This window comes from Lacisediminihabitans profunda (genome assembly GCF_008040105.1).
GTDB classification, from domain to species: domain Bacteria; phylum Actinomycetota; class Actinomycetes; order Actinomycetales; family Microbacteriaceae; genus Lacisediminihabitans; species Lacisediminihabitans profunda.
In genome coordinates this window covers 357,622-382,538 of record NZ_VRMG01000004.1, presented here as the reverse complement: position 1 = coordinate 382,538, position 24,917 = coordinate 357,622, and the positions used below count along the sequence as shown (strand labels likewise).

General features: G+C 67.7%; 21 protein-coding genes. 13 read left to right on the top strand and 8 right to left on the bottom strand.

Going from position 1 to position 24,917, the window contains the following annotated elements:
- Positions 1-62: 62 nt before the first annotated feature.
- Entirely contained in the window at positions 63-299 is a 237-nt protein-coding gene (locus FVP33_RS04370) for a DUF7455 domain-containing protein (protein WP_147782400.1), read from the bottom strand.
- A gap of 226 nt (positions 300-525) precedes the next feature.
- Here FVP33_RS04370 and FVP33_RS04365 point away from each other — a divergent pair, with 226 nt between their 5' ends.
- Positions 526-2,622, top strand: a complete 2,097-nt coding sequence (locus FVP33_RS04365; protein WP_147782399.1) for a DNA gyrase/topoisomerase IV subunit B — start codon at positions 526-528, stop codon at positions 2,620-2,622.
- Between the two features lie 57 nt (positions 2,623-2,679).
- On the opposite strand, the gene FVP33_RS04360 is transcribed toward FVP33_RS04365, so the two are convergent.
- Positions 2,680-3,939 (bottom strand): APC family permease, encoded by a 1,260-nt coding sequence (locus FVP33_RS04360; RefSeq protein ID WP_147782398.1) that lies wholly within the window; start codon positions 3,937-3,939, stop codon positions 2,680-2,682.
- A 53-nt stretch (positions 3,940-3,992) separates the two neighbouring features.
- Between FVP33_RS04360 and FVP33_RS04355 the strand changes: the two genes are divergently transcribed.
- Positions 3,993-4,352: a DUF952 domain-containing protein gene (locus FVP33_RS04355; RefSeq protein ID WP_147782397.1), complete on the top strand. Its 360-nt coding sequence runs from the start codon at positions 3,993-3,995 to the stop codon at positions 4,350-4,352.
- 256 nt (positions 4,353-4,608) lie between these two features.
- Here the strand turns inward: FVP33_RS04355 and FVP33_RS04350 are convergent, their stop codons facing one another.
- Entirely contained in the window at positions 4,609-5,100 is a 492-nt protein-coding gene (locus FVP33_RS04350) for a nitroreductase/quinone reductase family protein (RefSeq protein ID WP_147782396.1), read from the bottom strand.
- A gap of 185 nt (positions 5,101-5,285) precedes the next feature.
- Between FVP33_RS04350 and FVP33_RS04345 the strand changes: the two genes are divergently transcribed.
- Complete coding sequence (locus FVP33_RS04345; protein WP_342779842.1) at positions 5,286-5,660, top strand: HNH endonuclease; 375 nt, start codon at positions 5,286-5,288, stop codon at positions 5,658-5,660.
- A gap of 129 nt (positions 5,661-5,789) precedes the next feature.
- On the opposite strand, the gene FVP33_RS04340 is transcribed toward FVP33_RS04345, so the two are convergent.
- The gene (locus tag FVP33_RS04340; protein ID WP_147782395.1) at positions 5,790-8,270 is read right to left on the bottom strand and encodes a DNA gyrase/topoisomerase IV subunit A; all 2,481 of its coding nucleotides are present in this window, start codon (positions 8,268-8,270) and stop codon (positions 5,790-5,792) included.
- A 69-nt stretch (positions 8,271-8,339) separates the two neighbouring features.
- Between FVP33_RS04340 and FVP33_RS04335 the strand changes: the two genes are divergently transcribed.
- Positions 8,340-9,428, top strand: coding sequence for an alkaline phosphatase family protein (locus FVP33_RS04335; RefSeq protein ID WP_246142164.1), 1,089 nt, complete (start codon positions 8,340-8,342; stop codon positions 9,426-9,428).
- A 487-nt stretch (positions 9,429-9,915) separates the two neighbouring features.
- On the opposite strand, the gene sepH is transcribed toward FVP33_RS04335, so the two are convergent.
- Positions 9,916-10,965 carry a septation protein SepH gene (gene sepH / locus FVP33_RS04330; RefSeq protein ID WP_147782393.1) on the bottom strand — a complete coding sequence of 350 codons (1,050 nt, stop codon included), beginning with the start codon at positions 10,963-10,965 and terminating at the stop codon, positions 9,916-9,918.
- 198 nt (positions 10,966-11,163) lie between these two features.
- Between sepH and FVP33_RS04325 the strand changes: the two genes are divergently transcribed.
- Positions 11,164-11,457 carry a DUF4193 domain-containing protein gene (locus FVP33_RS04325; protein WP_147782392.1) on the top strand — a complete coding sequence of 98 codons (294 nt, stop codon included), beginning with the start codon at positions 11,164-11,166 and terminating at the stop codon, positions 11,455-11,457.
- A gap of 28 nt (positions 11,458-11,485) precedes the next feature.
- On the opposite strand, the gene FVP33_RS04320 is transcribed toward FVP33_RS04325, so the two are convergent.
- On the bottom strand, positions 11,486-11,941 hold the full coding sequence (locus FVP33_RS04320; protein WP_147782391.1) for a DUF3093 domain-containing protein: 456 nt from the start codon (positions 11,939-11,941) through the stop codon (positions 11,486-11,488).
- Positions 11,942-12,015: 74 nt separating this feature from the next.
- Here FVP33_RS04320 and dut point away from each other — a divergent pair, with 74 nt between their 5' ends.
- From dut to FVP33_RS04280, 8 genes are all read left to right on the top strand, one after another.
- Positions 12,016-12,474 (top strand): dUTP diphosphatase, encoded by a 459-nt coding sequence (dut, locus tag FVP33_RS04315; RefSeq protein WP_147782390.1) that lies wholly within the window; start codon positions 12,016-12,018, stop codon positions 12,472-12,474.
- Positions 12,471-13,106 (top strand): DUF3710 domain-containing protein, encoded by a 636-nt coding sequence (locus tag FVP33_RS04310; protein ID WP_147782389.1) that lies wholly within the window; start codon positions 12,471-12,473, stop codon positions 13,104-13,106. Before dut ends, FVP33_RS04310 begins: the two co-directional genes overlap by 4 nt.
- Positions 13,106-13,834, top strand: coding sequence for a DUF3159 domain-containing protein (locus tag FVP33_RS04305; protein ID WP_147782388.1), 729 nt, complete (start codon positions 13,106-13,108; stop codon positions 13,832-13,834). Before FVP33_RS04310 ends, FVP33_RS04305 begins: the two co-directional genes overlap by 1 nt.
- Before the next feature lie 192 nt (positions 13,835-14,026).
- Positions 14,027-16,846: an aconitate hydratase AcnA gene (gene acnA / locus FVP33_RS04300; RefSeq protein WP_147782387.1), complete on the top strand. Its 2,820-nt coding sequence runs from the start codon at positions 14,027-14,029 to the stop codon at positions 16,844-16,846.
- A 9-nt stretch (positions 16,847-16,855) separates the two neighbouring features.
- Positions 16,856-18,805 (top strand): 1-deoxy-D-xylulose-5-phosphate synthase, encoded by a 1,950-nt coding sequence (gene dxs / locus FVP33_RS04295; protein ID WP_147782386.1) that lies wholly within the window; start codon positions 16,856-16,858, stop codon positions 18,803-18,805.
- 44 nt (positions 18,806-18,849) lie between these two features.
- Positions 18,850-19,233 carry a MerR family transcriptional regulator gene (locus FVP33_RS04290; protein ID WP_147782385.1) on the top strand — a complete coding sequence of 128 codons (384 nt, stop codon included), beginning with the start codon at positions 18,850-18,852 and terminating at the stop codon, positions 19,231-19,233.
- Positions 19,230-20,207 carry an aldo/keto reductase gene (locus FVP33_RS04285; RefSeq protein ID WP_147782384.1) on the top strand — a complete coding sequence of 326 codons (978 nt, stop codon included), beginning with the start codon at positions 19,230-19,232 and terminating at the stop codon, positions 20,205-20,207. The genes FVP33_RS04290 and FVP33_RS04285 overlap by 4 nt, the downstream gene beginning before the upstream one ends.
- A gap of 238 nt (positions 20,208-20,445) precedes the next feature.
- Positions 20,446-21,354: a type IV toxin-antitoxin system AbiEi family antitoxin domain-containing protein gene (locus FVP33_RS04280; RefSeq protein ID WP_147782383.1), complete on the top strand. Its 909-nt coding sequence runs from the start codon at positions 20,446-20,448 to the stop codon at positions 21,352-21,354.
- Between the two features lie 187 nt (positions 21,355-21,541).
- Here the strand turns inward: FVP33_RS04280 and FVP33_RS04275 are convergent, their stop codons facing one another.
- Both FVP33_RS04275 and FVP33_RS04270 read right to left on the bottom strand, forming a co-directional pair.
- On the bottom strand, positions 21,542-23,659 hold the full coding sequence (locus tag FVP33_RS04275; RefSeq protein WP_147782382.1) for a 3-hydroxyacyl-CoA dehydrogenase NAD-binding domain-containing protein: 2,118 nt from the start codon (positions 23,657-23,659) through the stop codon (positions 21,542-21,544).
- On the bottom strand, positions 23,659-24,861 hold the full coding sequence (locus tag FVP33_RS04270; RefSeq protein ID WP_147782381.1) for a thiolase family protein: 1,203 nt from the start codon (positions 24,859-24,861) through the stop codon (positions 23,659-23,661). The genes FVP33_RS04275 and FVP33_RS04270 overlap by 1 nt, the downstream gene beginning before the upstream one ends.
- Positions 24,862-24,917: the final 56 nt, after the last annotated feature.

The following is a 24,917-nucleotide window of genomic DNA, read 5'->3' as shown; positions in this document are numbered from 1 at the left end:
GCGCTTAACCACGCAGCGCCCCCGGCACGAGGCCGGAGGCGCTGGGGTGAAGCGTCGTTGGCTTAGGAGCGGTGGTCCTGCAGCAGGCGAGCCGACTCGTCGTGCCAGTCACTCGCGACCGCGGCGAGCTTCTCCTGGTACTTCTTGCCGTGGTGGGCACAGAAGAACAGTTCGCTCGAACCGATGGCCACTCGAATGTACGCCTGGGCGCCGCAGCTGTCGCAGCGGTCGGACGCGGTGAGCTGGTGGCTGGAGTCGACCTCGTCCAGTGCAGTTGTTTCGGGTGCAATCTGTGACATGAGATGCTCCTCCAGTTCCCTAATCGAAAAATTTCTTACCCCTATACAAACACGCCCATGTTACAAAGGGGCGACAAAAGGCCTGTATTTCGCTGAACGCGTAGACCCAGTTCTAGGGGGGTGTCGTGCGGCGGCGGTGTCATCCGCTGTCGTTAAGCTAGAACACGGTCCGGCTCCCATCCATTCCTTGATGCCCTGGAGACGGGCCGGGCGTGAGGAGACATTCGTGGCGAGTTCCGATTACTCGGCGAGGCACCTGTCGGTGTTGGAGGGCCTCGAGGCCGTACGCAAGCGGCCCGGAATGTACATCGGCTCCACGGACTCTCGCGGTCTCATGCACTGCCTCTGGGAGATCATCGACAACTCCGTCGACGAGGCACTCGGCGGGCACGGCGGAGAGATTTCCGTGATCCTGCACAAGGACAACAGCGTCGAGGTTCGGGACACGGCCCGCGGGATCCCGGTGGACATCGAGCCGAAGACCGGCCTCTCCGGCGTGGAAGTGGTCTTCACCAAGCTGCACGCCGGCGGAAAGTTCGGCAGCGGATCGTATGCCGCCTCCGGGGGACTGCACGGCGTGGGCGCCTCCGTCGTCAACGCCCTCTCCGAGCGGCTCGACGTCGAGGTCGACCGGGACGGCAAGACCTGGGCGATGTCGTTTCACCGGGGAGAGCCCGGCATCTTCACCGACCTCGGCGAGCCGACGCCGAGCGCGGTCTTCACCCCGTTCGAGAGTCGTAGCGAGCTGCGGGTCGTCGGCAAGGTGGCGAAGGGGGTCACCGGCACGCGCGTTCGGTACTGGGCCGATCCGCAGATCTTCAGCCGCGGCACCACCTTCCAGACCGAGGAGCTGGTCACCCGGGCGCGGCAGACCGCCTTCCTCGTGCGCGGCCTGGGGATCGACATCCGAGACGAGCGCGGCGATGAGCCGACGCGGGAGACCTTCCGCTTCGAGGGTGGCATCGCCGAATACGTCGACTTCCTCGCCCCGGACACGGCCCTCACCGACACCTGGCGCATGAGCGGTGCCGGCACCTTCACCGAGACGGTCCCCGTGCTCGACGACAAGGGCCACATGGTTGCGACCGAGCTCTCGCGCGAGTGCGAGGTGGACATCGCGCTGCGCTGGGGCACCGGCTACGACACGGTTTTCCGCAGCTACGTCAACATCATCGCCACCCCGAAGGGCGGAACGCACCAGGCCGGTTTCGAGGCGGGAATGCTCAAGTTCCTGCGTTCCCAGGTCGAGCAGAACGCCCGCCGGTTGAAGGTCGGCACTGGAGCGAACAGCGTCGAGAAGATCGAGAAGGACGACATCCTGGCCGGCCTCACCGCGGTGCTGACGGTTCGGCTTCCCGAACCGCAGTTCGAGGGCCAGACCAAGGAGATCCTCGGCACCCCGGCGGTACGCAATATCGTGGCGAACGTGGTCGCGAAGACGATGGCCGAACGGTTCGGATCGAGCAAGCGCGACGACAAGACCCAGTCCGCCCTCGTGCTCGACAAGATCGTCGCCGAGATGAAGTCGCGCATCTCCGCTCGTGCCCACAAGGAGACCCAGCGCCGCAAGAACGCGCTCGAGAACTCGTCGCTGCCCGCGAAGCTCGTGGACTGCCGATCGAACGACGTCGCCAACAGCGAGCTGTTCATCGTGGAGGGCGACTCCGCCCTCGGCACCGCCAAGCTCGCGCGGGACAGCGAGTACCAGGCGCTGCTGCCGATCCGCGGCAAGATCCTCAACGTGCAGAAGGCCTCCGTTTCGGACATGCTGTCGAACTCGGAGTGCGCGTCGATCATCCAGGTGATCGGAGCCGGGTCCGGCCGCAGCTTCGACCTCTCCTCCGCCCGCTACGGCAAGGTCATCATCATGAGCGACGCGGATGTCGACGGCGCGCACATCCGCACCCTCCTGCTCACGCTGTTCTTCCGCTACATGCCGGACATGATCCGCGACGGGCGGGTCTACGCGGCCGTGCCGCCGTTGCACCGGGTGATCGTGATGAACCCTGGCACCAAGCCGAACGAGACCATCTACACGTACTCCGAGGCGGAACTGAACGGGGTGCTGGCCGGGCTCAAGCGCAGCAACAAGCGCTACCAGGACCCCATCCAGCGCTACAAGGGCCTCGGCGAGATGGATGCCGACCAGCTCGCGAACACCACGATGGACCGCAGACACCGCACCCTCCGTCGAGTGCAGATCACGGATGCCGTCAACGCCGAGCGGGTCTTCGAGCTGCTCATGGGCAACGACGTGGCCCCGCGCAAGGACTTCATCATCGCCGGCTCGGACGCGCTCTCCCGCGAGCGTATCGACGTCTAGGGTTACGCCGGCACGGTGGCCAAGGCATCGCCGTGCCGCCAGGGATCCGTCACGCCATCATGCTCTTCGCCGGTTCGCTCGGCGAGAGAGGAGGCGGTAGGCCACCCCGGCGAGGATCACGATCACGCCGACGACGATGCCCGCGGCCGGCAGGGTGACGACCAGGGTCAGGCAGGCGAGGGCGCCGACCACCTGAACTGCGCGGGGGTAGCGTCTCTGCTCTCGCGGCTGGCTGAGGGCCGCGACGTTGGCCACGAAATAGTAGAGCAGTACCCCGAACGAGGAGAAGCCGATGGCCCCGCGGAGGTCGATGGTGAGTACGAGCGTGACGACCACGACCGCGATCGCCACCTCGGCGCGGTGCGGCACCCGGTAGCGCGGATGCACGGCCGCGAGCCAGCGGGGCAGGTCGCCCTCGCGCGCCATGGCCAGGGTCGTGCGGCCGATCCCGGCGATGAGGGCGAGCAGGGCGCCGAGCGAGGCCGCCGCGGCGCCGACCCGCACCACGAGGCCGGCCCACGCCCATCCGCTGGCCCGCACGGTGTCGGCGAGCGGGGTGGTCGACGCGGCGACGCCCGGAGCGCCGAGGGCACCCAGGGTGGTCACCGCGATCGCTCCGTAGACGACGACGGTGATGGCGAGGGCGATGGTGATGGCCAGCGGGATCGTCCGCGACGGGTCGCGCACCTCCTCGCCCATGGTCGCGATGCGCGCGTAGCCGGCGAAGGCGAAGAAGAGAAGACCGGCCGACTGCAGGATGCCGTACCAGCCGTGCGAGACGAGGGCTCCGCCGGTCCAGGCGCCGGCGCCCGGCCCCTCGGTCGCCCCGGCCGCGACGACGACCGCGAGGGCGAGCAGGGAGATCACGACGATGACCCTCGTGACGAGGGCGGTGCGGGTGACGCCGACGTAGTTGACCGCGGCGAGTCCCACGACGGCGGCGACGGCGACGGGGCGTTCCCAGCCGGCCGGCGCGGCGTACGCGGCGAAGGTGAGCGCCATGGCGGCACAGCTCGCGATCTTGCCGATGACGAAGCTCCACCCGGCGAGAAAACCCCACCACGGTCCGAGCCGCTCCCGGCCGTAGACGTAGGTGCCGCCGGAGGAGGGATACACGGCGGCAAGCTGAGCCGAGGAGGTCGCGTTGCAGAAGGCCACGATCGCGGCTACGACCAGTCCGATGAGGAGGCCGTTGCCCGCCGCGCGGGCCGCCGGGGTGAAGGCGGCGAAGACTCCGGCGCCGATCATCGACCCGAGCCCGATGAAGACCGCGTCGGACAGGCCGAGGCGACGGGACAGGGCTGGCTGGGAGGTCACTCGCGAAGCCTAGGACACCCGCGTGGCTAGATGGTGACGCCTAGGCTCGGGGCGTGACCATCTTCCACATCGCCCACGCCGCCGACTGGGCCGCCGCACTGCGGGATGGCGCGTACCGCGTGTCGAGCCGCGGCGCGACTCTCGAGTCGACCGGGTTCATCCACGCCTCGACCGCGGCGCAGCTCGGCGCCGTCGCGACACGGTTCTACGCCGACGACTCCGAGCCCCTCGTCGTGCTCGAGATCGACGAGGCCGCCGCCAGCGAGTCCGGCGTCGAGGTCAGGCTCGAGGACGGCGGCGGCGAACTTTTCCCGCATCTCTACGGGCCGATCCTGCCGGTCTTCGTCACGCGGGTCTCCGCAGCCCGCTTCGACGCCGACGGGCGGTTCACCGTCGAGGGTGCCATGGTCTGAGCGGTCAGGCTAGAGCTTCGCATGCCGGAACGCGAGCGTAGGCCGTCACCGCTCCGCCGAAAGAGTTCGCAAGCCTGCTGATGTTGGACACTTCCTCATGTTACTAGGTCACTCATCCCTGTGGAGGTGCCTCACCCGCGGAGGGAGTCGTGCGCGCTCACGGCGGGGATATATTGTCGCGGCGGGACTTGTAACCCCCGCCCCGACAACTCATCTCCCGCCGCGAGAAGTGGCAACGCCTCCCGCGGCCGGGAACTCAGGACGGTGCTGCCACCGGTTCGAGCACCACCACCGCGGTCTCGGCCGGGCGCCGGCGGGCATACCCGTCGAGATCCTTGTCGAGCGCGCGCCAGCGATCCCACAGCCGCACACGTTCCTCTCCGATGGCCGCGTGAGCGACGACCTCACGGGTGCCCTCGGCCAGTCGTACCCGCGCCCGTGGGTTCGCCTGAAGGTTCAGCCACCAGGCGGGCTCTGCCTCGCCCCACCCGTTCATCGCCATGGTCACGAGGTTCGGGCCATCCTCGAGGTAGCCGACGATCACCGACCTTTCCTGGCCGCTTCGGCGTCCCGTCGTGGTCAGCCACAGGGTTCCCCAGCGTTCGGGCCTGGCCGCCCACAGGCCACGACGGCCCCCGGTGATCCGGAACGCGGCTCGGTGCGCCTTCCAGAAGAGCTTGATGAACCATCGTGGCTGAAGCCGTGGGGTGCTCGCCGTCACTTGCGGTGTGCCGCCGGGGATCGTCATGAGTGCATCCTTTCGCCGCGGAGGCGTCCGTCTCCAGACGCACGCACTCACAAATGAAGCTGCTGTGCGCGACTGTACAACCGTCGCCAGCACCCCGACGTGACCTTCGTCCCGGCGGCGAAGGCCGCCGGATCATCCCCGGGTCGGTCACGCCCCGGATCGCCTGGGCAGCTTAAGCTGACCTCGTGCTCCACCCGAACAGTCGCGCTGCCAAGGCGGCCCGTCGCCGCAAACGGCGTATGGCCCTGGTCGAGCACGATCTCACCCCGGCCCAATGGTCGACGCTGCAACGGCTGTGGGGAGGCTGTGCATACTGCGGGGCGAGCGATCGTCCGTTGCAGCGCGACTGCGTGCAGCCCATCTCTCGAGGCGGTCGCTACACGCTCGACAACATCGTTCCGGCCTGCGGGGCGTGCAATGCGAGCAAGAGCAACGACGAGGTGACGAGCTGGATGCGGCGGAAGAAGCTGGACGAGCGCCGCTTCCTCGTGCGGTTCGTCGAGGTGCGCGCCGCGCTCGCGACGCCCGATGAGATCGTCGTCGACGACATTCGGGGGTAGGGCGGCGCCGGCACCTCGCGGCGGGACTTGCGTCCGGCCTCGGCGGGGAGAAGTGCTGGCGGAGGGAGTCGTAACCCCCGCCGCCGAGGCGCCTCTCCCGCCGCGAGTCGGGCAGCCGCTCCCGTTCGGCTATTCGACGGCTTCCGCGTCGGGCGCGATGGAGGTGCCGATGGAGCCGATGACGCCGTCGAGTGGCGTGCCGGACGCATCCCGCTTCGCCCCGGCATCCGGGAGCGCGCGCACCGACCCGTCCGGGCCGACCGCGAGGGCGGGGGATGGACCGGCCCACGCGACCGAGAGCACGTCCTCGCCCTTGAGGAAGGAGTGCGCCCGCACGCCGCCGGTCGCCCGACCCTTGCCGGGGAACTCGGAGAGCAGCGACACCTTCGCTCGCCCGGGGTCGGTGCCGGCGATTGTCGACGTGCTGCCCGACACGGTGGCGACGACGGGATCGGCGGCCGGATCGATCGCACCGAAGAAGACCACCTCGGCCTTGGCGGAGAGGTTGATGCCCGCCATGCCCCCCGCGGTGCGGCCCTGCGGGCGCACGGCGGAGGCGGGGAAGTGCAGCAGCTGGGCGTCCGAGGTGATGAAGAGCAGTTCATCCGACTCGCCGGACTGCCTGACCCCCACGACCTGGTCGCCCGGTTTGAGGGCGATGACCTCGAAGTCCGGTCGGTTCGGGTGGTCGCCGGGCGCGAGACGCTTCACCACGCCCTGGCGGGTTCCGATCGCGATCGGCTGCTCGGAGGTGAGCGAGACGAGGGAGAGCACCCGCTCCCGCTTGCCGTCGATGGCGAGGTAGTCCGCGATGCGCACCCCGGCGGCGAGCTGCACGGAGTTCTCCGGCACCACCGGCAGGTCCACGGGGGTGAGGCGGATGAGCCGGCCGAGCGAGGTGATCGCCCCGATCTCTGCGCGGCTCGTCGTGACGATGGAGGAGAGGATCGCGTCGTGCTTGCTGCGCCTCGCGGCCCGGGGCGGGGCATCCGACGGGCTCTCCGGCAGGTCGACCCGGATGGCGCGGCCGGTCGTGGAGAGCAGGACCAGGCACGGAGTGTCCGCGATTTCGAGCACGGGGGCCGACCGCGAACTGGACGATGTCGCGACGCTGGGGCGGGCCTCGGTGAGCAGCGTGCGCCTCGGGGTGCCGAACTGCTCGGCCACCTGCTCCAGCTCATCGGACACGAGCTGCCGCACCCGTTGCGGCACCGAGAGCAGCTCCTCCAGCACGGCGATGGCGGCCATCAGCTCGTCACGCTCGGCCTCGAGCTCGATCCGGGAGAACTTGGTCAGTCGGCGAAGCCGGAGCTCGAGGATGTATTCGGCCTGGATCTGGCTGAGGTCGAACACGTCGATGAGGCGGGTGCGGGCCTCCTCCGAGTCGTCGCTCGTGCGGATGACCTGGATCACCTCGTCGATGTCGAGGATCGCGACGAGGAGGCCCTCCACGAGGTGCAGGCGGTCCTTCTTGCGCGCGAGGCGGAACTGGCTGCGGCGGGTGACGACCGAGATGCGATGGTCGATGTACACCTGCAGCAGCTCGCGCAGGCCGAGCGTCTTCGGGCCGCCGTTGACGAGCGCCACGTTGTTGATGTTGAACGAGTCCTCGAGCGGCGTGTAGCGGTACAGCTGCTCGAGCACGGCAGCCGGACTGAACCCCGTCTTGATGCCGACGACGAGCCGCGTGCCGTGCAGTCGGTCGGTGAGGTCGGTGACGTCGGAGATGCCGCTGAGCTTCTTCGAGTTGACGCCGTCCTTGATCTTCTCGATCACCTTCTCCGCGCCGACCATGTACGGCAGCTCGGTGATCACGAGGCCCACCTTGCGCGCCGTGAGGTTCTCCACCGAGACCCTGGCGCGGGTGCGGAAGCTGCCCCGGCCGGTCTCGTAGGCGTCACGGATTCCGGCGAGCCCGATGATGGTGCCGCCGGTGGGGAGGTCGGGGCCCGGCACGAACGACATGAGGTCGTCGAGCGAGGCGTTCGGGTTGTCGATGAGGTGCCGGGCGGCGCCCACGACCTCGATCAGGTTGTGCGGCGCCATGTTCGTGGCCATGCCGACCGCGATACCGGCCGCGCCGTTCACCAGCAGGTTGGGGAAGGCGGAGGGGAGAACCTCCGGCTGGGTCAGCTGGTTGTCGTAGTTGGGAACGAAGTCGACGACGTCCTCGTCGAGGTTCTCGGTCATCGCCATCGCGGCCGGGGCGAGCCTCGCCTCGGTGTAGCGGGCGGCGGCCGGACCGTCGTCGAGGGATCCGAAGTTGCCGTGCCCGTCGATCAGGGGCACCCGCAGGATGAAACTCTGGGCGAGGCGCACCATCGCGTCGTAGATCGAGGAGTCGCCGTGCGGGTGGAGCTTGCCCATCACCTCGCCGGTGACGCGCGCGGACTTCACGTGTCCGCGATCCGGGCGCAGGCCCATTTCGGTCATCTGGTAGAGGATGCGGCGCTGCACCGGCTTGAGGCCGTCCCGGGCGTCAGGAAGGGCCCGGGAGTAGATGACCGAGTATGCGTACTCGAGGAACGAGCCTTCCATCTCGGCGGAGACGTCGACATTGTCGATTCGTTCGCCGGCGGGCTGTGCGGTGGGGATTTCGGGAGTAGTCATAGGATTGCCCCCATGTTACCGGCCACGAAATCGCACCGGTTTAGCCTTGCCGATGTCGTGCCAAGTTGCATGAAATCCCTCGCGGGCGAACCGAACGTGCTCGACCTCCCGGGGGTCGACTCCGCGATCGTGCTGCTCGTGGACGGTCTCGGGGCATCGGTTCTCAAGGCCCGTGCCGGTCACTCGCGCACCCTCGCCCCGCTGCTCTCGCCGTCGAGCACCATCGGCGCCCGCTTTCCGACCACGACGGCGTCGGCCCTCGCCACCCTCACGACGGGGGAGCCACCCGGTGTTCACGGGCTCGTCGGCTATACGGTGCTCGACGCGGCGAACGACCGCGTCGTCAACCAGCTCAGCGGCTGGGACGACCGCCTCGATCCGGAGACCTGGCAGCGAGTGCCCACCCTTTTCGAACGGGCTCGGGATCGCGGCGTGCGGTCGTTCGCGATCGGCACGGAACGCTACCGCTCGTCCGGTTTCACCCGGGCGGTGCTGCGGGGCGCGGAATACCGCGGCGGCGCGACGATGACGGATCGCTTCGAGGAGGCCAGGCGCGTTCTCGACTCCGTGGACCGGGCACTGCTCTACGTCTACGTTCCCGAGCTCGACCAGGCCGCGCACTCGCACGGCTGGCAGTCGCCGCTGTGGACCTCGGTGCTCGAGGAGCTCGACTCCACAGTGCGTGCCTTCGCCGCCGACCTCGGCGCCCGGGAGGGCCTCGTGCTCACGGCGGACCACGGCGTGCTCGACGTGCCGCAGAGCTCCCACATCCTGTTCGACACCGATCCGGGGCTCGTGGACGGCATCCGCTTCGTCGCCGGTGAGCCTCGGGCGCTGCAACTGCACTTCGAACCGGACGCGAGCCTCGGCCACCGTCAGGCCGTGCTCGAGCGGTGGCGCGCGGCGGAGGGGAGCCGGTCGTGGATAGTCTCCCGCGACGAGGCGATCGAGTCCGGCTGGTTCGGGCCGCGCGTCGACCGGGAGGTCGTGCCGCGGATCGGGGACATCATCGTCGCCGCCCGCAAGGGCATCGCCTACTACGACTCGCGGCCGGTCGCCCAGCATGGCCGGTCCATGGTCGGCCAGCACGGGTCATGGTCGCCGGAGGAGACGGCAATTCCGCTGTTGCGGTTCGGGGCCTTCGCAATTCGGGACTAGGTGTGCTGCCCAGGGACGTTGGTTAACCGGCTGATGGGTGGGCGGGCTCCGATCGCGGTGTGGGGCCCGCCTGTCCCCGCCGCTGTGCGGCACTCCCTTGCCCCTGGCACGAGTTGTGCGGGACGGCTCGGGCGTCCACGGGTGCCCGCCCCGCAGACTCCAGTTGTGCAGGACGGGTTGTGCAGGACGGCAGGACGGGTTGTGCAGGACGGCAGGACGGGTTGTGCAGGACGGCTCGGGCGGATGGCGAGGACGATTGGTGCAGAACCGACGGGAGCGTCCTGCAGACCGGGACCGTTCGGGTCGCCACACCCCAACCGTGTCCTGCACAAGCTGTCCTGCATAACCAGATTCTGTGGGGTAGGCATCCGCGCCTCCGGGGCCCGTCCTGCAGAACACGGCCCGACCGACGCGGGCGGCACCGCCAGAGGGCCGAGAAGGTTCAGCCTGCCTGGGCAGTAAAACTAGCGGCGGCTAAGGCGCCGGATCAGTGGTCTTCGTCCGAGCGGGCGCCGAACACGATCTCGTCCCAGCTCGGCATCGTGGCCCGGCCCTTCTTCGCGGACTTCGGATGCAGCACCGTCGGCTGCGGTGCCGTGTCTCGTGACGAATCGTCGTCGTCGAAGTCAAGCGGGATGTCGACGAGGCGGATTCCGCCGGACGGATGCGAGGCCTTGACGTCGTCCTCTTCCGGGAAATTGGCGAGCTCGCGCTCTCCACGCCGTCGCCGGAGCGCCTCGAGGAGATCGGCGGTCTGGTTCGACTCTGACTCTTCGGCCGCCGGCGCGCGGTTGATCGCGGCATCCGACACGGCGGTCGGCGCGTCGTCCAGGCGCCCGTACGACACCGGCTCGAGGTACGCGACGGGCTCGGGTCGGCCGAGGTCGTTGTCGGTGAAGGCGCCGCTATCGAAGCGGGACTGGTCGGGCCGGCGTTCCTCGTCGTTCACGGCGCGAAGGCGCGGCACGAGGGGGCTCACCATCTCGCCCTGCTGGGACAGCGCGACGGCCTCGCTGTTGAGCGGGGCCAGGGCGGCCTTCTTGGGGTCGAAGCGCCAGCGGGCGTCGTGGTCGATCTGCTCGGCGGTGAAGGCGAGCTTCACGACCCAGCCGCTGCCCACCTCTTTCCAGCTCGCCCAGCGTTCGTTGATTGCGCCCAGGTCGTAGAGGCGTTCGCGGATGACGGTGCCGAAGGTCGAACCTTCGCCGAGCGGGTCGGTCTCCATGGCGGTGTGCACGGGCACCGCGAGGGCCGAGGTGACGACATATTCGCGTTCGGCGAGCACCGGACCCTCGAACTTCTGGATGTAGTCGAGCGGCACGCCGGTGATGGATGCCACGTCCTGGGCGGACATCCCGGACCGGATGTGGGCCTGGATCTCCTTCGGCGCGAGCTTGCGCCCGACGCCGGGCTCGTGAATTGTCTGGCGGAGCTTCGACTGCAGCACCTCGTCGATCGCTACCCGAAAACGGGTCCCCTCATGGGACGCGACGAGGAGTGCGCCGTTCTCCACTCCGATAACTTTCAGGTCTTGCATGCTGAACGCCTCTCGCGGTCACTGGTTCTCATAGGGTGTCACGCCCGACCCTGATTTCGCGGGAATATACCGGGCGTGCCGGAAGTTCAACAGGCGTCGGATTCACGGTCTTTTTGCAGTGGTTTGCTATTCGCGAGCCGATGATGCAAACTGTGGCCGCCGATTGAGATCAATTGACGCATAAAGAAGTGGATGGGCATGGCAACCGACTACGACGCACCTCGTAAGACCGACGACGACTCCGAGTCGATCGAGGCTCTTAAAGAGCGCGTTCCGGACAAAATGTCAGGTGTCGTTGACGTCGATGACGCCGACAACCCTGGCGGGTTCGAGCTCCCAGGAGCCGACCTTTCAGACCTCGACCTCGACGTCGTCGTGCTGCCGCCCCAGGCAGATGAGTTCACCTGTGTGAACTGCTTCCTCGTGAAGCACCGCTCGCAACTCGATCATGAAGAGAAGCTCGGTCCGATCTGCCAGGAGTGCGCGGCCTAGGGCAGTAACTGCTCAGGGCAGCAATTGTTTAGGAACGTAACTGTTGGGCCTTGGCTTCGGCCAGGGCCCTTATCAGTTCCCCCGGTCGGCGAGTCGAGACCAGCCAATACGGCGTCGGATCGTTCGCGTCGGTCACCTGCACGGTGACCACGGAGGAGACCCAGCCTCGGATCAGGAGCCAGGCCCGGGCATCCAGTCTCTGGCCGCGCTCGAGCGTGGCCTCCTCGCCCTCGAAGCCCTTGGCCTCTCCCGCGAAGGCCAGAGGAAGGGTCGCGCTTCCGGCCGAGAGGTGGTCGCTCGTGACCTCGATCAACGGAGAGGTCGCCACGAGAACGACCACACAGGCGGCGTACAGCGCGATGGAGACGACCACCCCGACGAAGAAGTTGATCGGCAGGAAGACCAGCAGACTCGCCGGGATCACCAGTGCGGTCGAAATGAACACCCAGGGTGAGGCCCAGAGGCGTTCTCGGTAAATCGTCATGGTGCTATTCGATCAGACTTTGCTGTGCCCGCCCGCCCTGCTGGCCCCGGCGCGTTCTGCACTACCCTCGTGACGTGGCAGAAACTGTGGAGATACTCATCGTCGCCGACACCGTTCCGGGATACGCACACCCGGGAGATGCCGGCGCCGATCTGTCGGCGGCGGAGGCAGTGTCCCTCGAACCCGGCGAGAGGGCGACCGTGGGCACCGGAGTCTCCATCGCGCTGCCCGACGGCTATGTCGCCTTCGTCGTGCCGCGCAGTGGGCTCGCGTCAAAACACGGCATCACCATCGTCAACAGCCCCGGGACCGTCGATGCCGGATATCGCGGCGAGATCCGGGTCACCCTGCTGAACACTGACAGATCGGTGCCGTATTCTGTCGCAGTCGGTGACCGGATCGCGCAACTCGTCATCATGCCGGTGACCAAGGCCCGTTTCGTGCCGGTCGATGAGCTTCCCGGAAGCCATCGAGGAGATTCGGGCTTCGGCTCGACCGGTTACCGCGTCAAGACCCAAGGAGACGGCTCGTGAGCGACACCAGTTCAGCAGAAATCGATGGCGGCGAGGAGCAGCCCAAGTCTGCGCCTGCCGATCGCGCGACCGAAGGTCCTCTGGACGAGGCCGAGGCCAACCCGGTGCGTCCCTACGTCGACCTCGGCGGGGTGAAGATCCTTCCCCGCGAGGGACTCCAGCTCCGCCTCGAGGTGGAGGAGGGAAGCCAGCGCGTCGTCGCCGTCGGACTGGACTTCGCCGGCTCCACGCTGCAGGTGCAGCCGTTCGCCGCGCCCCGCACCACGGGACTCTGGCACGAGATCCGCGAGCAGATCACCGAGCAGATCGCCAAGCAGGGGGGCAAGACCACCCTCACGGTCGGTCCGTTCGGCCCGGAACTGCTTGCCGAGATCCCGGCCGCGACGGCCGGCCAGCCCAACTCCACCAGGCTCGCGCGCTTCATCGGCGTTGACGGACCGCGTTGGTTCCTGCGCGGGGTGATCGCCGGCGAGGGTGCAGTGGATGCCGAGGCGGCCGCCAAGATCGAGGAACTGTTCCGCAGCGTCGTGGTGGTGCGCGGCAAGACGCCGATGCCGCCCCGCGACCTGATTCCCCTGCACATGCCCAAGAGTGCGGGGACGGCAGAGGACAACGAGGCGTCGACGCTCTGATGTCCGCCCGGGCCGACGACGAGAACGACAGGGACACCGAGCTCCCGAGCTTTCGGCAGAGTCTCGGCGACGCCCTCCGCAAGAGCGGCCTCGGCCAGGTGACGCCGGGGGAGGTGCCGACCGCCCGATCGCTCCTCGCGGCGATCGGCGGGGTTCGCGGGCTCGTCGAGTCGATCCTGCCGGGCCTCGGCTTTCTCGTCATCTACACCCTGACCAGGGACGTGACCCTCGCGGTGCTGGCTCCAGTAGCACTCGCCGTGGTCTTCGTCGTCGTGCGCCTTGTTACTCGCAGCCCGGTCTCGCAGGCCCTCGCTGGCATCATCGGCATCGGTGTTTCGGCCGCGCTGGCGCTGCTGTCCGGGCGCGCGGAGCAGAATTTCCTGCCGGGCATCGTCATCAACGTCGCAAGCGTCAGCGTGCTCCTCGTGAGCATCGCGGTGCGCTGGCCGCTCATCGGCGTGATCGTCGGCTTCCTCACCAACGAGGGATTCGAGTGGCGGCAGAACCGGTCGAAGCGGCGCGTGCTTTACCTCGCCACGTGGCTCTGGGCCGGCCTCTTCGCCCTGCGCCTCGTCGTGGAGCTTCCGCTCTACTGGGCGCGCAACGTGGAGTGGCTCGCGGCGATGAAGCTCCTGCTGGGGGTTCCGCTCTACGCCGGCCTGCTCTGGGTCACCTGGCTCCTCGTCCGGGCCGTCTACGCGAAGGCCGGCGAGCGAAGCGCCGAGTGAGCCGAGCGAAGGGTCGCTGCGGCCCGCGGCGTCCATTCCGTGTACTATTTATCTTGACATCAAGATAGTTTTGCACCGAACGCCCTCGCTGAACTGACCGACGAGACTTAGGCTTGCCTTGCTGGCAGGCGGTCTGGTCGAAAGCAAGGATTGGCACCGGTAGCAGGCAGGGCTCAGTAAGGGAGACGCGCAATGTCGCAGGTCAACAGCTTCGGTTCGAAAGACACCCTCGCGGTCGGTTCGACCGAGTATCAGGTGTTCCGCGTCGATCGGGTTCCCGGTTACGAGAAACTGCCGTTCAGCCTCAAGGTGCTGCTCGAGAACCTCCTTCGCACGGAGGACGGCGCGAACGTCACGCGATCCCAGATCGAGGCCCTCGGGTCCTGGGTTCCCACCGCGGAGCCCGACACCGAGATCCAGTTCACGCCGGCTCGTGTCGTGATGCAGGACTTCACCGGTGTCCCGTGCATCGTCGACCTCGCCACGATGCGCGAGGCCGTCGCCGCGCTCGGCGGCGATCCGAAGAAGATCAACCCGCTCGCCCCCGCCGAGATGGTGATCGACCACTCCGTGATCGCCGACCTCTTCGGCACCGAGAACGCCTTCGAGCGCAACGTCGAGATCGAGTACGAGCGCAACGGCGAGCGCTACCAGTTCCTGCGCTGGGGCCAGACGGCCTTCGACGACTTCAAGGTCGTTCCGCCCGGAACCGGCATCGTGCACCAGGTCAACATCGAGTACCTCGCCCGCGTCACCATGACCCGGGAGGTCGACGGCGTGCTGCAGGCCTACCCGGACACCTGCGTCGGGACCGACTCGCACACCACCATGGTCAACGGCCTGGGTGTGCTCGGCTGGGGCGTCGGCGGCATCGAGGCCGAGGCGGCCATGCTCGGCCAGCCCGTCTCCATGCTCATCCCCAAGGTGGTCGGCTTCAAGCTCGCCGGCACCATCCCGACCGGCGTCACGGCCACCGACGTCGTGCTCACCATCACGCAGATGTTGCGCAAGCACGGTGTCGTCGGCAAGTTCGTGGAATTCTACGGCGCGGGAGTGGCGGCGGTCCCGCTCGCCAACCGCGCGACCATCGGCAACATGAGCCCCGAGTTCGGCTCCACGGCCGCGATGTTCCCGATCGACGACGTCACCCTCGACTACCTGCGCCTCACCGGCCGCAGCGAGGAGCAGGTCGCCCTCGTCGAGGCCTACGCGAAGCTGCAGACCCTGTGGCACGATGCAGACTCCGAGCCCGTGTTCAGCGAGTACCTCGAACTCGACCTCGGCACGGTCGTACCCTCGATCGCCGGACCGAAGCGCCCCCAGGACCGCGTCGAACTCAGCCGCGCGAAGACCCAGTTCGAGCTCGACCTCGGTGCGTACGCCGAGACCAGCCACTCGGAGATGGACGCCGCCCTGGAGGGCACGTTCCCGGCATCCGATCCGGTCGGATTCACCTCGCAGGATGAGGAGACGGCGCACCGCCAGGCCGGCAACGGCCACACCAGCCCGAGCCCGTCGCACGCGTCGAAGCCCTCGGAGGTCACGCTGCACAACGGTGACCACTTCACCCTCGACCACGGCGCGGTCGCCATCGCGGCGATCACCTCGTGCACCAACACCTCGAACCCGTCGGTGATGCTCGCGGCGGGCCTCCTCGCCCGCAACGCCAGCAAGAAGGGCCTCAAGTCCAAGCCGTGGGTCAAGACCACCCTCGCACCGGGCTCGAAGGTCGTCACCGACTACTACGAGAAGGCGGGCCTCAATGGTTATCTCGAGGACCTCGGCTTCTACCTCGTCGGCTACGGCTGCACCACCTGCATCGGCAACTCCGGCCCGCTCGAGGAGGAGATCTCCAAGGCGGTTCAGGACAACGACCTCGCCGTGACCGCCGTGCTCTCGGGCAACCGCAACTTCGAGGGTCGCATCAACCCCGACGTGAAGATGAACTACCTTGCGAGCCCGCCCCTCGTGATCGCCTACGCCCTCGCCGGTTCGATGAACTTCGACTTCGAGGTCGACTCGCTCGGCAAGGACACCGAGGGCAACGACGTCTTCCTCAAGGACATCTGGCCGGACGCCGCCGAGGTCCAGGCGACCATCGACTCCTCCATCGACACGGAGATGTTCACCCACGAGTACGCGGGCGTCTTCGACGGCGACGAGCGCTGGCGTTCGCTGCCTACCCCCACCGGGTCGACCTTCGAATGGGACGAGAACTCCACCTACGTGCGCAAGCCCCCGTACTTCGACGGCATGACGATGGAGACCACCCCGGTCTCCGACATCGTGGGCGCGCGGGTGCTGGCCAAGCTTGCCGACTCCGTCACGACCGACCACATCAGCCCCGCCGGCAACATCAAGGCCGACAGCCCGGCCGGAAAGTACCTCGACGAGCATGGCATCGACCGCAAGGATTACAACTCCTACGGGTCGCGTCGCGGCAACCACGAGGTGATGATCCGCGGGACGTTCGCGAACATCCGCCTGCGCAACCAGCTGCTGGACGGCGTGGAGGGCGGGTACACCCGCGACTTCACCAAGCCGGATGCCCCGCAGTCGTTCATCTACGACGCGAGCCAGAACTACCAGGCCGCTGGCACGCCGCTGGTGATCTTCGCCGGCAAGGAGTACGGATCGGGCTCCTCGCGCGACTGGGCCGCGAAGGGAACGAGCCTGCTCGGTGTGAAGGCCGTCATCACCGAGAGCTTCGAGCGAATTCACCGCTCGAACCTCATCGGAATGGGCGTCGTTCCGCTCCAGTTCCCGGCCGGCGAGAGCTGGGCGAGTCTCGGCCTCGACGGCACCGAGATCGTCAGCATCTCGGGACTCGAGGCGCTCAACTCCGGCACGACACCCAAGACCGTGCACGTGACCGCGGCACCGAGCGAGCACTCCCCGGCGGGCAAGCCGACCGTGGAGTTCGACGCGGTGGTGCGCATCGATACGCCGGGTGAAGCCGACTACTACCGCAACGGAGGCATCCTCCAGTACGTTTTGAGGTCGCTGGTTTAGGCTGACCGGATGAGCCTTCTCGAGAGCATCCACGGTCCCCGTGACCTGGACGCGCTGAGCACGGAACAACTCGTCGAACTGGCCGCCGAGATCAGGGAATTCCTCATCGCGGAGGTCTCCAAGACCGGGGGCCACCTCGGTCCGAACCTCGGCGTCGTCGAGTTGACGATGGCTGTTCATTCGGTGTTCGACTCGCCGAATGACGCCATCGTCTTCGACACCGGACACCAGTCCTACGTGCACAAGCTGCTCACCGGTCGGCAGGACTTCTCGCGCCTTCGGGAGCGGGGAGGGCTCGCGGGGTATCCGCAACGCTCGGAGTCCGTGCACGACATCGTGGAGAGTTCACACGCGTCCAGTTCGCTCAGTTGGGCCGACGGCATCTCACGCGCCTTCCAGATGACCGGTCAGAAGGATCGCCATGTCGTCGCGATCGTCGGCGACGGCGCCCTCACCGGTGGGATGACGTGGGAGGCCCTCAACAACATCAGCGACGACAACAGCCGCAACCTCGTGATCGTCGTGAACGACAACGGCCGCTCCTACGCGCCCACCATCGGCGGCATGGCCCGGTTCCTCAACGACGTGCGCACCCGCCGCTCCTACCGGGACCTCTACGTCTCCAGCCGCAGGCTCTTCGATCGTTTCGGCAAACCAGGGCAGGCCATCTACCGCGGGGTGCGTGGGGGACTGCACGGCTTTCTCAGCCGGTTCTCGAACAACGAGGCGCTGTATTCCAACCTCGACATCAAGTACATCGGTCCGGTGCACGGCCACGACATCCATGCGCTGCAGGAGGCCCTCCGTCAGGCCAAGAACTACGGTGCTCCGGTGATCGTGCACGCGATCACGCAGAAGGGCAAGGGCTACCAGCCCGCGCTGCTCGACGCGGCCGACCAGTTCCACGCCGTCGGGCACATCGACCCGGAGACGGGGGAGCCCATCGGAGGCAGCGACCGGCCGTCCTGGACTTCGGTGTTCTCCGAGGAGATCGTCAGGCTCGCGGATGCCGATCCCACCATCGTGGGGATCACGGCCGCCATGCTGCGGCCGACCGGGCTCGACAAGCTCGCCGCCAAGTATCCCGACCGCGTCTTCGACGTCGGCATCGCCGAGCAGCACGCGGTCACCTCCGCCGCGGGGCTCGCCTTCGGCGGCCTGCACCCGGTGGTCGCGCTCTACGCGACCTTCATCAACCGGGCCTTCGACCAGGTGCTCATGGATGTGGCCCTGCACAAGGCGGGAGTCACCTTCGTGCTCGACCGCGCGGGCGTGACCGGCCCGGACGGACCGAGCCACCACGGAATGTGGGACCTCGCCATCCTGCAGGTGATCCCCAACATCAGGCTGAGCGCGCCCCGGGACGCGACTCGTCTTCGCGAGGAACTCGGCGAGGCGGTGGCGGTGAAGGATGCGCCGACCGTCGTTCGATTCTCGAAGGGAAATGTCGGCAACGAGCTCACGGCCGTGCGCCGCACCGCCGACGGGGTGGATGTCCTCGTGGAGGCGGCCCATCGGGACGTGCTGATCGTGACGGTCGGCCCGATGGCGGAGTTGGGACTGCAGGTGGCGGAGCGGCTCGCGGCGCAGGGGATCGGCGCCACCGTGATCGACCCGCGCTGGGTCGTGCCGGTTCCGCGCAGCGTCGTCGATCTCGCCGCGGAACACCGCCTGGTCGTGACGATCGAGGACGGCATCCGAGTGGGGGGAATCGGCACACGCATCCGCCAGGACCTGCGCGAGGCGGGGGTCGACACGGCCCTCAACGAGCTCGGGCTGCCCGACGAGTTCCTCGAGCACGGCTCCCGGGCCGAGATACTCGAGGAGGTCGGCCTCACCCCGCAGCGCATCGCGCGGGACGTGGTGGCCCAGGTGCTCGGCAGCAAGATCCCTGTGGCACGCCCGCTGCCCGACTCGGTCGAGGAGCAACGTCGGCTCGGCTCGGAACGCCCCAACTGAGCCCGGTTTGACTTAGAGTGCGCTCTAAGTTCTAGCCTTGGGGCATGACGGTAACCGAATCGACCCACTCGATCTCCGAGGCCGCCGAGCTCACCGGTCTCTCGACCCACACGCTCCGCTACTACGAGCGCACCGGCCTCATGCTCACGCCAGTCGACCGCGCGTCCTCGACCCATCGACGCTACTCCGAGGCCGACGTGCGCTGGGTGGGCTTCCTCACCAAGCTGCGGTCCACGGGACTGCCCATCGCCCGTGTGCGGCAATACGTCGAGCTCGTGCGAACCGGCGAGTCGACGGTCGCCGACCGACTGGAACTTCTGCTCATCCATCGCATCAACGTCGCGGCGCAGCTCGACGAGATGACCAACAGCCTGGCCGCGATCGATTTCAAGATCGCGACCTATCAGGGAAGGACCCCCACCGAATGAAGAAAATCACCCTCGGAACCAACGGCCTCGAAGTGGGCCGCATCGGCCTCGGCTGCATGGGCATGTCAGCGTTCTACAGCGGTGCCGGGCAGGACGATGCCGGATCGATCGCCACGATCCATCGGGCCATCGAGCTCGGCGTCACGTTCTTCGACACCGCCGAGATGTACGGGCCGTACATCAACGAGGAACTCGTCGGAGCGGCGGTCGCCGGTCGCCGGGACCAGGTCGTGATCGCGACCAAGTTCGGCACCATCCTGCACCGGGGCGACGGCAGCCGAGGCCTGGACGGCAGCCGTGAGAACGTGCGCATCTCGGTCGAAGGCTCGCTCGCCCGGCTCGGCACCGACTACATCGACCTGTACTACCAGCACCGCATGGACCCTGGCACCCCGATCGAGGAGACCGTCGGAGCGCTGGCGGAGCTGATCACCGAGGGCAAGATCCGCGGGTACGGGCTGTCGGAGGCGGCGCCGGCCACGATCCGTCGGGCCCACGCCGTTCATCCAGTCACCGCGCTGCAGACCGAGTACTCGCTGTGGAGCCGCGACCCCGAGGCGGAGATCCTGCCGGTCGTGCGGGAGCTGGGCATCGGCTTCGTTCCGTACTCGCCGCTCGGCCGGGGTTTCCTGACCGGCACGATCCGCTCGCTGGACCAGCTCGAGGAGACCGACTTCCGCCGCACCAACCCGCGGTTCGCCGGCGACAATCTCGAGGCGAACATCCGCATCGTCGAGCAGGTGGATGCCGTGGCCGCCGAACTCGGAGCCAAGCCGGGCCAGGTCGCGCTCGCCTGGCTCCTCGCGCAGGGCGACGACATCGCGCCCATCCCCGGCACCAAGCGGGTGTCCTACCTCGAGGAGAATGTGGCGGCGGATGCCCTCGAGCTCTCGGCCGACCAGCTCGAGGCCCTCGACGCCGTCGCCGCCCCGGTGGGCGACCGCTACGCCGACATGTCCCCGGTCAACCGCTAGCCCCCTCATCGCGCCGCCCCCCTTAGCGCCGCCCGCCTGGCCCTTCCGAAATCCATGCAATCCTTCGCCCACCCCGGTGTGTCTGTGTCAACACGCCGGGTGACGGCGAAGAATGCATGGATTTCGGAAGGCGGCGGGCGGCGCACGGCATCTCCTCCACAGGCCGGTCGCGCTGGCGTCCACTCACGGATGAGGGGAGACGGAGGACCGAGGCGGCACGCATTCGCACACTGGGGGAATGCGCTCGCTGCCCGAAGTCATCCGTCGACACGGCGGAGTGATGGCCACGCGAGAGCTCCTCGCCCTCGGGGCGTCTAGCCACGCGTTGACGGCGGCGGTTCGTTCGGGCGTGCTGCTCCGCCCCCGCCAGGGCTGGTACGCGCTCCCGAGCACGCGGGAGGAATACATTCGCGCCCTGAGGGTGGGCGGGCGCCTGGCGTCGGTGTCAGCCGCGACGACCTATGGCCTTTCTGTGCCGCACGAGTTTCCCCTGCACGTCCACGTCGCGCACGAGTCGAGCCGCCTGAGGACGGAGGAGGATTGCTATCGGCGCCTGAGCGAGGCGGTGGGGGAGACAACTGTCGTTCACCGTGGCCGGGTCCAGGCGCCGACCCTCGCCACACGACTTCGGGTGGGGCTGCTCGACTGCCTGCTCCAGGTGGCGACGACGGAGTCCGAGGAAGACGCCGTCGCCTGCGTCGATTCGGCCCTGCGCCTCGGGACTCTCGACTCCGAGGGCATCGCGTGGCTGCGCGCACGGCTGCCGGCGCGACGGCAGTGCATTCTGGATCGCGCCGACGGAAAGAGCGATAGCTACCCGGAAAGCATTTGCCGATGCAGGCTGGCGACGGTCGGAATCGCAACCAGGCTGCAGGTTCCCGTGCTGGGCGAGCGATGGATAGACCTCCTGATCGGAGACCGTCTCGCCATCGAGGTGGATGGCGCAGCGAAGTACACCCAAGACATGACGCCCGCGCAGGTTGCGAAGACGATGAATGCCGACCGGCTGCGCGACGCGTTCCTGGAGGCGCTCGGCTACCACGTGATCCGGATCAGCTACTTCATGGTGATGTTCGACTGGCCGGCCACCCTGAGCATGATCCAGGCCGTCATGGCGCGCGGCGAGCACCTGTCTCGCCGCCGCTGACGTCCCGCCCCGCGTCCCCGCCCGCCGCCTCAGCCGCGCCGCCCTCGTCCACTCCGCCCTTTCCGAAATCCATGCAATCCTTCGGCGAGTCCGGTGTGTCTGTGTCAACACGCCGGGTGACGGCGAAGAATGCATGGATTTCGGAAGGCTGGGACTTCGGAGGGGTGGGTTCGGCGGGGGAGTGAGGCTACTCGGCGCCGCGGATCGGCGGGTGGTGGAAGGTGTCGCCGAAGACCCGTTCCGAGGCCCCCACCCGGTCGAGGTACGGCGTCGCGCCGCCCATCTGGAAGGGGTAACGGGCCCCGAGGATGAGGCAGAGGTCGATGTCCTCCGGTGCGGCCACGACATTCGACTCCAGCATCCGATGGATCTCGTCCGCCAGGCCGTCCTCGATGCGCGTCTGCAGCTCGACCGCCGTCATCGGGGTCGTGCCGCCGGCCACGATGTCGCGGGCCTTCTTGTCGATGCCCTTCACCTTGCCCTTGGAGTCCCGCTCGAAGATATGGCCGAGCTCCGCGAGCTTGTGAAGGTTCTGGCTCTCGAAGAACCTGTCGGGGAACGCCGCGTGATGCGTGTCGAGCACATGCGCCCCCACCTTGAGCCCCACGAGCTCGAGCAACTGGAACGGGGTCATCGGGAGCCCGAATGGCTTCGTCGACTCCTCCACGACCTCGAATGGCGTGCCGGTGTCCACCGCGTGCATCGCCTCGCCGAGAACCTTGGCGAGGATGCGGTTGACGACGAAACCGGGAGTGTCCGTGGTGATGACAGCATTCTTGTAGAGCCCGGCGGCCGTCACCATGGCCGTGCTGAGCGTCGCGACATCAGTGCTCGGCGCCTTGACGACCTCGACGAGCGGCATCACGGCCACCGGATTGAAGAAGTGGAACCCGACGAGACGTTCCGGATGGTCGAGTTTCGCGCCGATCTGTTCGACCGAGAGCGACGAGGTGTTGGTGGCGAGCACCGCGGTCTCGGAGATGTATTTTTCGACATCCGCGAACACCTGCTGCTTCACCTCGAGCTCCTCGAACACGGCTTCGATGACCCAGTCGCAGTCGGCGAATTCGGCCTTGTCCGTGGTGCCGGTGACGAGCGCCTTCAGGCGGTTCGCCTCGTCCGGCGAGATGCGCTTCTTGCCGAGGAGAGTGTCGATCTCGTTGTGGATGTACTCCACCCCCTTGTCGACGCGAGCCTGGTCGAGGTCGGTGATGATCACCGGCACCTTGAGGCGACGCACGAAGAGCAGCGCGAACTGGCTGGCCATGAGGCCGGCGCCGATCACGCCGACCTTGGTGACCGGTCGGGCGAGTGCCTTGTCGGGGGCACCGGCCGGACGCTTGGCCCGCTTCTGCACGAGGTTGAAGGCGTAGATGCTCGCCTGGAACTGGTCCCCGGAGACCAGGTTGGCGAGGGCCTCGTCCTCGGCGGCGAATCCGGTGGCCTTGTCGGTGTTCTTGGCCGCCTTGATGAGGTCGAGCGCGGCGTACGGCGACTTGGCGACCGTGCCGATCTTGCTCTCGAGCGACTTGCGGGCGATGCCGACCGCGACATCCCACTTGACCGCGCGCTCGATCTTGCCCGGCTCGTTCGGCCGCTTGACCTTGATCTCGCCGGAAAGCACATCGTCGGCCCAGGCGATGGAGTCCTCGAGGAAGTTCACCGAGTCGAAGATCGCGTCCGCGATGCCGAGATCGAAGGCGTCCTGGCCCTTGAGCATGCGGTTCTTCAGCGGGTTCTCCACGATCACCTTGAGCGCGTTCTCGATCCCGATCAGATTGGGCAGCAGCCAGGCGCCGCCCCAGCCGGGAATCATGCCGAGGGAGACCTCGGGCAGCGCGATTCCGGCAACGCTTCGGTCAACGGTGCGGTAGTCGGCGTTGAGGCCGATCTCGAGCCCTCCGCCGAGGGCGAGGCCGTTGATGAAGACGAACGACGGCACGCCAAGGTCGCCGAGGGCGCCGAGCGCCTGGTGGCCGAGCTGGGCGAGGTGTTTCGCCGTCGCCCGGTCCGGGATGTCGCCGACCTTGCTCAGGTCGGCGCCCGCCGCGAGGACGAATGGCTTGCCGGTGACCGCGACCGCCGCGATCTCGCCCTCAGCCGCACGATCCTTCAGGGCGGCGAGCGTCTCGCCGAACTCGAGCAGGGTGAGCGGACCGAGGGTGCTCGGGCGCGTGTGGTCCCTGCCGTTGTCGAGGGTGATGAGCGCGAGTGTCTTTCCGCCCGAGAGGGGAACGTCACGCACGAGGGAGTGCGTGACAACCTCGTCCTGCGACAGGGCCCGGAGGTCGTCGAACTGCGCCATTACTTCTTCTTCTTTCCGTTGTAGAACGGGTTCTCCCAGATGACCGAGCCGCCCTGGCCGAGGCCGATGCACATGGCGGTGAGGCCGTAGCGGACATCCGGTCGCTCCGCGAACTGGGCGGCGAGCTGGATCATGAGTCGAACACCGGATGACGCGAGCGGGTGGCCGATCGCGATCGCGCCGCCCCACTGGTTGACCCGGGGGTCATCATCGTCGATGCCGAAGTGGTCGAGCAGCGAGAGCACCTGTACCGCGAACGCCTCGTTGAGCTCGAACAGCCCGATGTCCGTGATGTCGAGTCCGGCCTTCTTGAGGGCCTTCTCGGTGGATGGCACGGGGCCGATGCCCATGATCTCCGGTTCGACACCGGCGAAGGCGAAGCTCACGAGCTTCATCTTGGCCGAGAGGCCGAGTTCCTTCGCGGCCGCCTCGCTCGCGAGCAGGCTGATGGTCGCACCGTCGTTGAGCCCGGACGAGTTGCCGGCCGTGACCCGGCCGTGCGGGCGGAACGGCGTCTTGAGGGCGGCGAGGCCCTCCATGGTGGTGCCCGGGCGAAGCGCCTCGTCGCGCGTGGCGAGGCCCCAGCCGCTCTCGCTGCGGGTGGCGACCGGGATGAGATCCGGCTGGATCTTGCCCGCCTCGTAGGCCGCCGCTGCCTTCTGCTGGCTGCGCATCGCGAAGGTGTCCGCGCGCTCCTTGGTGAGCTGCGGGAAGCGGTCGTGGATCCGCTCGGCGGTGGAGCCCATGTTGAGGGCCTCCTCGCTCACGAGCTTCTCGGCGAGGAATCGGGGGTTCGGGTCGGCGCCGAAGCCCATCGGATGGCGTCCCATGTGTTCGACTCCACCGGCGAGGGCGAGGTCGTAGGCTCCGAAGGCGATCCCGCCGGCGAGGGTCGTGACCGAGGTCATCGCGCCGGCGCACATGCGATCGATCGCGAAACCGGGCACGGACTTGGGCAGTCCGGCGAGGAGGGCCGCGGTGCGTCCGAGGGTGAGGCCCTGGTCGCCCTGCTGGGTCGTGGCCGCGATGGCGACGTCGTCGATGCGATCCTTGGGAACGTCCGGGTTGCGGTCCAGCAACCCGACCATCGCCTTCACGACCAGGTCATCCGCCCTGGTGTTCCAGTACATTCCCTTTTCGCCGGCGCGTCCGAACGGGGTGCGAACCCCATCGACGAACACAACTTCATGTCTCTCGGCCACTATGCCTCCACTGTCTTGGGTCTCCTTCGATCCTAGGCTGGCCGATTTTTCGACAG